This window comes from Nonomuraea maritima, assembly GCF_900100395.1.
Lineage (GTDB): Bacteria > Actinomycetota > Actinomycetes > Streptosporangiales > Streptosporangiaceae > Nonomuraea > Nonomuraea maritima.
Window position 1 is genome coordinate 18,443 of sequence record NZ_FNFB01000053.1, and the last position, 8,565, is coordinate 27,007.

The 8,565-nt window shown below is 66.1% G+C and carries 8 protein-coding genes and 1 tRNA gene; 7 read left to right on the forward strand and 2 right to left on the reverse strand.

Going from position 1 to position 8,565, the window contains the following annotated elements; translation table 11 throughout:
- Positions 1–15 precede the first annotated feature (15 nt).
- The 3 genes from BLR04_RS38520 (at position 16) to BLR04_RS38530 (ending at position 2,230) form a co-directional block, all read left to right on the forward strand.
- Positions 16–315 carry an FmdB family zinc ribbon protein gene (locus tag BLR04_RS38520; RefSeq protein WP_090774110.1) on the forward strand — a complete coding sequence of 100 codons (300 nt, stop codon included), beginning with the start codon at positions 16–18 and terminating at the stop codon, positions 313–315.
- A 527-nt stretch (positions 316–842) separates the two neighbouring features.
- Positions 843–1,649 carry an S-methyl-5'-thioadenosine phosphorylase gene (locus tag BLR04_RS38525; RefSeq protein WP_090774111.1) on the forward strand — a complete coding sequence of 269 codons (807 nt, stop codon included), beginning with the start codon at positions 843–845 and terminating at the stop codon, positions 1,647–1,649.
- A complete protein-coding gene (locus tag BLR04_RS38530) occupies positions 1,646–2,230 on the forward strand; it encodes a CpaB family protein (RefSeq protein WP_090774112.1) in 585 nt (194 codons plus the stop codon). The genes BLR04_RS38525 and BLR04_RS38530 overlap by 4 nt, the downstream gene beginning before the upstream one ends.
- Before the next feature lie 8 nt (positions 2,231–2,238).
- Here the strand turns inward: BLR04_RS38530 and BLR04_RS38535 are convergent, their stop codons facing one another.
- Positions 2,239–3,318 (reverse strand): D-alanyl-D-alanine carboxypeptidase family protein, encoded by a 1,080-nt coding sequence (locus tag BLR04_RS38535; protein ID WP_245740996.1) that lies wholly within the window; start codon positions 3,316–3,318, stop codon positions 2,239–2,241.
- A gap of 1,702 nt (positions 3,319–5,020) precedes the next feature.
- On the opposite strand from BLR04_RS38535, the gene BLR04_RS38545 reads away from it, so the two are divergent.
- The 4 genes from BLR04_RS38545 (at position 5,021) to BLR04_RS40275 (ending at position 7,533) form a co-directional block, all read left to right on the forward strand.
- Positions 5,021–5,093, forward strand: a tRNA-Arg gene (locus BLR04_RS38545).
- A 321-nt stretch (positions 5,094–5,414) separates the two neighbouring features.
- Entirely contained in the window at positions 5,415–5,654 is a 240-nt protein-coding gene (locus tag BLR04_RS38550) for a hypothetical protein (RefSeq protein ID WP_090774115.1), read from the forward strand.
- A gap of 3 nt (positions 5,655–5,657) precedes the next feature.
- Positions 5,658–7,214, forward strand: a complete 1,557-nt coding sequence (locus BLR04_RS38555) for an ADP-ribosyltransferase (protein ID WP_090774116.1) — start codon at positions 5,658–5,660, stop codon at positions 7,212–7,214.
- A complete protein-coding gene (locus tag BLR04_RS40275; RefSeq protein ID WP_143022420.1) occupies positions 7,207–7,533 on the forward strand; it encodes a hypothetical protein in 327 nt (108 codons plus the stop codon). The genes BLR04_RS38555 and BLR04_RS40275 overlap by 8 nt, the downstream gene beginning before the upstream one ends.
- A 703-nt stretch (positions 7,534–8,236) precedes the next feature.
- Here the strand turns inward: BLR04_RS40275 and BLR04_RS38565 are convergent.
- Positions 8,237–8,565 (reverse strand): transposase family protein (locus BLR04_RS38565; protein WP_143022421.1); only part of this gene is annotated, 329 nt, incomplete at its 5' end.

An 8,565-nucleotide genomic window follows, 5' to 3' on the forward strand; every position in this document is an offset into this window, starting at 1 on the left:
TTGAAGGAGGAGTGCGTGCCGACCTACCAGTACGCCTGCAACGACTGCGGTGAGCAGCTCGAGGTCGTTCAGAAGTTCACCGACGATGCACTGACGGTCTGCCCCAAGTGCGAGGGCAACCTGCGCAAGGTGTTCTCCGCCGTCGGCATCGTCTTCAAGGGTTCCGGGTTCTACAAGACCGACAACCGCTCGTCGTCCTCTTCCTCGTCCAAGCCTTCTTCGTCGTCGTCCTCTTCGTCGTCGAAGTCGAGCGAGAGCAAGTCCGACTCGGCGACGTCCTCCCCGGCTCCCGCCCCGGCCGCAGCCTCCAACTGACCCCTCCGCATCCTGCCGGGTCGCCGGCGCTGGGGCTCGTACAGGGTTGATCCGGTCAACCGCCTTCCCGGGCGCGCGCTCGCGCGCCCTCGAGGCGTGATTTTGTACGGACGGTCTGTGCATGGTGCGCCGCCGCCCATGCGAGTGTGTGAACACGGACGGACGGAAAGTCCGCATGGACACCGTCGCACCGGGTGTGCCCCTGAAGGGCCGACGTTCGGCGGGCTGCCCCCTACCACCGGGGTGTCCGGCGCAGTCGCCCACAGCCCCAGCGTTGCCGATCGGTTGTCCACCAGCCCGGACAACCGGCCACCCCCGCGTCACGGTAGGCGGTCGCGAGCTTCGGGAACGTCGGCCGAGACCGCTCGCCCACAGGCCGGAGCCAGGCTGAGACCGGTTACCCGCAGACCCGATCGAAGTTCGGCTGAAGCCGGTTATCCACAGGCCGAACTCCGGCCGAAGCCGATTGTCCACAGAATGCCGTTCCGGCTTCCGGACCCCACCACGCTTCCGGATACTCTCGCGCCATGGTCACTCGCGCAGACATCGGCGTCATCGGCGGATCGGGGTTCTACTCGTTGCTCGACGACGCCGAGGAGATCGAGCTCAACACCCCCTACGGCCCGCCCAGCGACGTCGTCACCGTCGGACGCATCGGCTCGCGTTCCGTGGCGTTCATCCCCAGGCACGGGCGAGATCATCGCTTCCCGCCGCACCGCATCCCCTACCGCGCCAACCTCTGGGCGCTGCGCGCGCTCGGCGTCCGCCAGGTGCTCGCCCCGAGCGCCGTGGGCTCCCTCAAGGCCGAGTACGGCCCCGGCGCCCTCGTGATCCCCGACCAGCTCGTCGACCGCACGTCCGGCCGCGTCCAGACGTACTACGACACCGACGGAGCCGTCCACGTCTCCTTCTCCGACCCGTACTGCCCGGCGGGCCGGGCGGTGGCCGTAAGCGCAGCGCGCGAGAGCGGTTGGCAGACCGTCGACGGCGGCACGCTCGTCGTCATCGAGGGCCCGCGCTTCTCCACGCGCGCCGAGTCGCAGTGGTTCGCGGGCAACGGCTGGTCGATCGTCGGCATGACTGGCTTCCCCGAGGCCATCCTGGCCCGCGAGCTGGCCCTCTGCTACACGTCGATCTCGCTGGTGACCGACCACGACGCCGGGGTCGAGGCCGGCCAGGGCGTCACGCACGACGAGGTCTTGGCGTTCTTCGCGCAGAACGTCGTCCGTATGCGCACCCTCGTGTCCGCGACCGTGCAGGCCCTGCCGGAGCAACGCGACTGTCTGTGCGGTTCGGCCCTCGACGGCATCAAGCTCCCCTTCGAGCTCCCATGACCGCCCGCTCCTGGTTCACCCGCTACGCCCGTCGCCGCCGCCTCGTCGCGGCGGCGCTGGCCGCCGTCGCTGTCATGTCCGCCTACCTCGCCACGAGACCGGCGGCCGGCGCGCCCACGGTGCTGGTGGCGTCCCGCGACCTGCAGCCAGGTCCGGTACGCTCTGGCGACTTCCACCCGGCCGCACTCGATCCCCCGCCCGCCGGGGCGATCCGCGAGATCCCGTCCGGTCAGACCCTGGCCACCCCCATGCGCCGCGGCGAGCCACTGACGGACGTCCGGCTGCTCGCCTCCTACCGCCTCCCGCCGGGCCTGGTCGCCACGCCGGTACGGGTCGCCGACGCGGCGACGGCGACGCTGGTCTCGCCAGGCTCGACGGTCGATCTGCTGTCCTCGGCGCAGGAGGGCGTGCCGGCCCGCCAGATCACGTCCGGCACGACGGTCATCACCGTCCCGCCCACCGGCGAGCGAGACACCCACGGCGGGGCCTTGATGGTTGTGGCGGCCACGCCGGGCCAGGCGGCGGAGCTCGCGAGCGCCCAGGCCCACGGACGCCTCTCGATCACCATCAGACCCGGCTGAGAGCCCCGTCAGAGCTGCGCGTCGATCTTGGGGTCGTATTCCCAGTGCCAGGGCTCGAACGGGTTGCTGTAGGCCCACGCGGGATGGAACCACCCGAACCGCTTGGAGTTCCGCTCCATCCACACGAACTCCGCCGACCCCGACCGCTCCACCCCGCCACACAGGTCGGCGGCCAGCCCGAGCCCGTGATTGCTGCGTCCGGGCACCGCGGCGAACCCGGGCCGCCGGTAGTAGATCGACTGCTGCTCGGCCAGGCTGCGGTAGGCGTCGGTCACGCACATCGGCCTGCCGAACTGCTTCTTGAACGCCTCGTTCAGGCTCACGAAGGCGATGGTGGCGTCGGCCCGAAGGCTGAAGCCCTTCTGCTGCAGCGGACACAGCATGGCGTTGGGAATCAACCCGTTCGGATAGTCGCCGGCCGAGGTCGCATGAAGCGGGTTACAGCCCAGCGCGTCCTTCCCGCTCTTGTCGATCTTCACACCGAGCTTCACCAGCGCCGCGGTCAACGACTTGACGATCTTGTCGGACCGCTGCCGCAACGTGTTGACCTCGGCCGCGAGCTGCGCCTCGGCGAGCAGGTTGCCGGCCCGCAGCTCCTGGGCCTCGGAGGCCAGCTTCTCGGCCTGCTCGTACAGGGCGCTCGTCTGCTCGACCGCCTGCTGACGTACCGCCACCATCTGGGTCACGTTGGTGAACGCCCGCAGGGTCTTCTCGCTCGCGTTCCCCGACAGGAACGGGATGATGCTGTTCTGCGCGAGCGGCTGCTCGTACAGCAGCTCGGCCAGCTGCGACACAGGCTGCCGCATCACCGAGAGCCGCTGCTCCATCTGCTGCAACGAGGCGAGCGTGGTCTTGAGCTGCTTCTCGGAGGTCGCGATGTCGGTACGGCGCTTCTCCAGGGCGCGGGTGGCGTCCTCGAGCTCCTTCGCCGACTGCTCCGCCTCTTTCCGCAACTCGGCCAGGTTGGTCGGTTCACGCCTTACCTGCTCCACCGTCTTGGCGTACGCAGGCAGGTGAACCCAGGGCACCAGGAGAAAAGCCACCGCCATGACGACCGCGATCAGACCCGCTGATCGAGGGGCTGGCACGTCGGACTCCTCCATTTGCGAACTCGTTACCCTGGTCAGGGACGCACGTTACTACAGCCCCCGGAGTAGCCGGACCCAACTCCGAAGAGCCGTTATAAGACAAATCACCCACTGCACACAGCTGCCCCCGCTCCTCCCCACCCTCCGCAAACCCGGCTCACGAACGTCCCCCCATACCGACCTACGCCCCCAATCACTAGGGGGTTCACCACCGAACCACCACATCCACAGCCCCGTACCTCCCAGAGCGACCACCCACGGGGGCACACCGCCCCTACCTGACCGGGCCTCTCAGCCGCCCACCGGTTCAGCCCTCCGTGGCTCTGATCGGCCACCGCCTGGGCGGCTTCACCACGCTCATGCCTCCGGTGATCAGGCCGGCGGTCGGCTCGTCAAGACGTACACGCCGCCCTGATGGGCCATGTGGGTGGCCAGCTCGAGCTCGCCGCCGTTCCCGGCCGTTCGCCGCCGTTCGCCGCCGTTCGCCGCCGTTCGCCGCCGTTCGCCGCCGTACAGAGACCCTCCGACAGCACGCCGCACACACCAGACCGACCATCCACCGGCCGGACCGCCACCCACAAGACCGCCCTCAGGCAACACGCCGTACTACAGACCCCGAGCAGCACGCCGCACCTACCAATCCGCCACTCAAAAGCGCCCGCACCTCTCAGACCGACTTTCCGGCGCACACCGCCCTCACCAGACCGCTGCTCAGGGCAGCGACCCACACCTCCTGTGCCACTCCCACCCAAGAAACGTCGCCCTCACCTCGCGAACCAGCCCCACTCCCACCCGAGCCGCGCTTGCCCTGACGCTCAGACGTGCCCGACGTCCGGGCCACCAGACCCGCCGCCCCTCAGCCGAACGTCCACCCCGACCTACGCACCACTTGCTTTCAGGTCGTAAGCCGCCCGGCCCTGTGCCACCGCGTCGTCCAGCCGTACATCCACCCGCCTGCGCCGGTGGACCGAACACTCCCAGAACTGCTCAACATGGGCTGCCGCAGCACCAGCGCTCACATGTCCCGGCCCGTAGATCGGACCCGCATCTCGACATCCTCAGGGCACCTGCATGTTGAGACGCGTATATCGAGACCGCGTGCAGGGGGTCATATGTCGGGCAACCAACGACCTCGGGCCGCCATCTCCTGCCGGCGTTCGCGGCACAACTCCCACAGCCAGGTGTCCGCCCACTCGTCCGGACACCCAGCCTCCGTCCGCGCCGGTGCCGGCCGCACAGGCTCCTCCTCCACCACCTCAACAGGTACGGGCACACTGACCCGCGGAACCCGCGGCCGCCGCTCCGACACCACCGGCACCAAGGGAGGCACGCGCGCCTCGTACCAACGATCAGGATGAGCGGGTTCGGGCACCAGCATCGGCTCGAATCCTCGCCATCGAGACCCCCCACCCGCCGCCTGAGCGCTCGACACCCCTCTCTCCAGGCCGCGCATCTCCCCGGCCAACAACCCCCCGGCAAGGATCGCCGGAGCCAGCAACGCCCCGAACAACACGACGGGCCGCCGGGTCCGCGTACATCGCCTCCTGGTCACAGGCGAACGCTATCCACGCACCAAGATCAACAATCCGCGCGCTTGTCATGCCTTTACCGCAGCTCAGAGCACCCATAACCCGCCACCCGAAACTGACCCACCTCCCGAGTCCCACTCAGCGCCATACTTTCGCTAGGCTTACGTGAGTCCGCCTCCGTAGCTCAGGGGATAGAGCACCGCTCTCCTAAAGCGGGTGCCGCAGGTTCGAATCCTGCCGGGGGCACTCCTCTCCACCAGGCATTTCAGCCTCCGACCTGCGGTTTCTTCACCGCAGGTCTTTTGCTTTCCTGTCCCTTGATGGGCCACTGAGAGCACCCGTGTGCAGCCATAGGACCTTGATCAGGGGACATACGGGGGGCGATCTTGAAGGCATTTCACCAGGTCGCTTGCGCCAAACGGCCTTGAGCTGTTGCCACGGCTCACGGCGTCCCACTCGACACTCCAGACCAATCCGGGCGATTCGGTTGCTGCAGTACGTAGTGCGACGTCCAATGGCTCTACGTCTTGGGTCCGACCTTGACCAACGCACCCGAAGGAGTCATTCATGACCCGGGAGCAAGTGGAGCAGGCGTTACGCCGTACCGAAGAACTCACCGACCAAGCCAGGCGCGGCCTGGACCGCGCGGCTGGGCTCATGGCCCAGAACATTTGGACCGGCCCTGCCGCACAGCGCTTTGCCGACGACCTGACCGCTCAGCGCCAAGCCCTGTTCAGGGCGTGCGTCGATGCGGTCGACGAGCTTCGAAGGTTGTTGGCCCGTACACCAGCGGACAGCCCGGGGTAGGCCATGGGTCAGCTGGAGGGAATGGTCCCCGAAGGCGTCCGCAGTTTGAAGGACGCGCTGAACCAGGCCGAAGTGTCGCTGGACGCCATCGGCGAGGAGTTGTGGGCCATACTCCGCAAAGCATTGCTGCCGACCGCCTCAGCCGACACGATCCTGCGGGCAGGGGCATGGGCGGGAGGCCAGGGCCCCGAGATCAACAAGCGGTTGATCCTTCTGGAGCGCATGGAGCTGGCCGATCCTGAGCTCTTCGGTTCCGGCAAACCGCCGATCTCCGTCGACGAATCCCTCCTCGCGCCTGGAGCGGTACTGCCCACGACAGGCGGGTCCTGGGACCGCATCGGTCAGGAACTCCAAGCCCGCCTCGATCCGAACCTGAACTCCGGCGACGGACTGTCGGAGCAAGTCAAGGGTGCCGTGGAGAGCGTCGTCGGGCTGGGCGAGATGGCCATCGACTTCTCTCTCCCCCGCGCAATCGTCGACTTCATGGGCTGGCAACGCGACGTCATCGAACTGGGACGGTCGCTGGCCTCTGCCATTGACAATCCCGTCGAGTTCGTCAAGGCGGCGGTGGACTGGGAAACCTGGGCAACCAATCCGAACCGAGCGTTCGGCCGCCTTATCCCGGACATCGTGGCGACCGCCACCACTGCAGGCTCCAGCAGCGTGGCTTCGGCCGCCACCCGAACCGTAGGAGCCTTGGGTAAGGCTGCCAAAGCCGTGATCCCCGGCAAGCCTTCGGTCTCCTCTGCTCCGCGAACCCCCAGGCTGCACATCGACCAAGACGGCGGACCCACGGGCACATTCAGCAGGCAGGACATGACCACACGCCCCTCGGACATAACCGAAGGGAACGGTCCGCCATCTGCCCCGACGAGCACCCCGCCGGCGACAGGCGGGAATCCTCTGGACGACGCATTACGGCACACCAGCAACGCCGAGGGCCGCGCATGGGCACGCGACAGCATGCCGCTACCGGACCTGGCCCCTGAGGAATTGCGCGCGCTGCGGGACTACGGCGGTCCGGGCTACATGAAGATCAATGCGGCTCTGCGCGCAAAGGCCACTGACCCCGACGCTGTCTGGGCTCCTGAACTGACAGACGAAATCGCCGCCATGGACCGCGCAATCGCCAAATCTCATCTACCTACCGACGTGGTCCTACACAGAGGCGTCGGAAACAAGTTCTTGGAGGCGATCGGAGTCGACATCAACTCACTCGACGACATGGAGGCCATGGCAGGTACCGTGATCACCGAACCCGGATACCTGAGCACGAGCGTGGGCCGACGAGCGGGATTCGATGGGGATGTCCGCCTGATGTTACGGGCCCCCAAGGGACACGAAGCGCTCAACATGTATCCCATCACCGAGCTGATCGGCGAACGGGAGATCCTCCTTCGCCGCGGCACGTCGTACATCGTGCGTGATGTGTACCGTAAGAACGGCCAGTGGTACATGGAAGCGGATGTCGTACCAGATGGCTGGATCAAGCCACCCGACTGGGACGCCCCACCATCCATGGATGCTGACCTCGGATGGGAAGGACCCTACGATGACTGAAACCCCGAACCCTCGTTTCTATGACTACGTCACCCCCATCACCGTCTCCAGAAACGACTCCTACGAATCCAAGACCACCAACCCGAAACGGCGGGCCGCACTGCACGATCAGCGTGGAAGGCTGCTCGGACATGTGTGGACCGACGACCATCAAGCCGCGGGGTTCACCCGGATCGCCGACCCGGAGCCGGACATGGCGTACGTGAGGGGATACGTCAATCGAATCCTCACGGACGCTTACAAGGCGGGGATTCCCGCGAGCGAACTCCTTGATCCCGCCTTGTACGCACCGGACTTCGTGTTGCGCATTGCACCGTAATGTGGCGGAGTCTAGCGAAGATCTTCTCGATCCCAGCTCGGCGAGGCTGGACCTTACTGCAGTCGGCGAGCCATGCACATTCCTCAGAAGTACCCACGACCTTAGACCCTGGATTTCCGGAGCGGTAATCCATGTACAATACATCTCCCGTCTAGCCGACAGGAGTCTCGTGGGACGCAAGCGGAAAGGCAAAAGGCGAGGCAGTCAACCGCCACAGCGCAAAGGTGACGCCGCGGACTCTGCGGCACACGCCGGCCACGATGCCGACCGACCACGGCGAGGGAACGGCCTCCTTTCTCAGATCGGCCTGATTTGCCTTGGGGCAGTGATAGCCACTCTATTGCAATGGCTAGTGATACCGAAAATCGAAACGCGTGGTCAGTTGGGTGCCGAGGCTGGAAAAGATCAAATACTTGAGCGTGAGCCTGCTCTGAAGGTACGGGCGAAACCCATCGTTGACATAGGATCCTTCACGTGGGCTTTTGAAAATCAACCTTCGACGGCCCTAAAACGAAGAGTTGGGCAGCCCTTTGATCCGGAAAATCTGACAGAATTTCTCAAAGACTCCGGCGGAAGGCGCCTGTCCGCCCTAAACCTGCAAGAGGGTGGAGAAAACTCCCACAGAGGTTGGGGAAGCACCCACAGGCTCACGATAACTGGAAATCGAAGACTTCCAGTGGAAGTTACCGCCATTGAGCGCTTTTCATCCCGCGTCGCGGAGTTGAAGGACAAGGATTGCTTTGACGAGCTGACCTGCGAGAAGTGGGCAGCAGCGGAGTTTGTGGAGGATGCGCCAGGTTTTCAACTGGGCGTTGGCGCGTTCGCCGGGGCCTCGGAGCTTGGCGTGGGCGGCGTTGGCGGCCTTTTGCGAGGCGGGCTTGTTGCGGCCCTTGTACGGGACACGCACGTGCTCACCAGCACCGACGTAGCCCTTGTCGGCGAGGGTGAGCAGGTCGGCAGCTTGCAGGCGGCGCAGTATGCCCCAGATTCGGGCGGCCTTGAGATCGTGTACCGAGCCCGGCAGGGAGCCGG

What these genes read in the sequence shown, in the direction of transcription:
- BLR04_RS38550 (WP_090774115.1), top strand. Translation starts at nt 5,415, where the DNA reads ATGACCCGGGAGCAAGTGGAGCAGGCGTTACGCCGTACCGAAGAACTC.
- BLR04_RS38555 (WP_090774116.1), top strand. Translation starts at nt 5,658, where the DNA reads ATGGGTCAGCTGGAGGGAATGGTCCCCGAAGGCGTCCGCAGTTTGAAG.
- BLR04_RS38530 (WP_090774112.1), top strand. Translation starts at nt 1,646, where the DNA reads ATGACCGCCCGCTCCTGGTTCACCCGCTACGCCCGTCGCCGCCGCCTC.
- BLR04_RS38525 (WP_090774111.1), top strand. Translation starts at nt 843, where the DNA reads ATGGTCACTCGCGCAGACATCGGCGTCATCGGCGGATCGGGGTTCTAC.
- BLR04_RS40275 (WP_143022420.1), top strand. Translation starts at nt 7,207, where the DNA reads ATGACTGAAACCCCGAACCCTCGTTTCTATGACTACGTCACCCCCATC.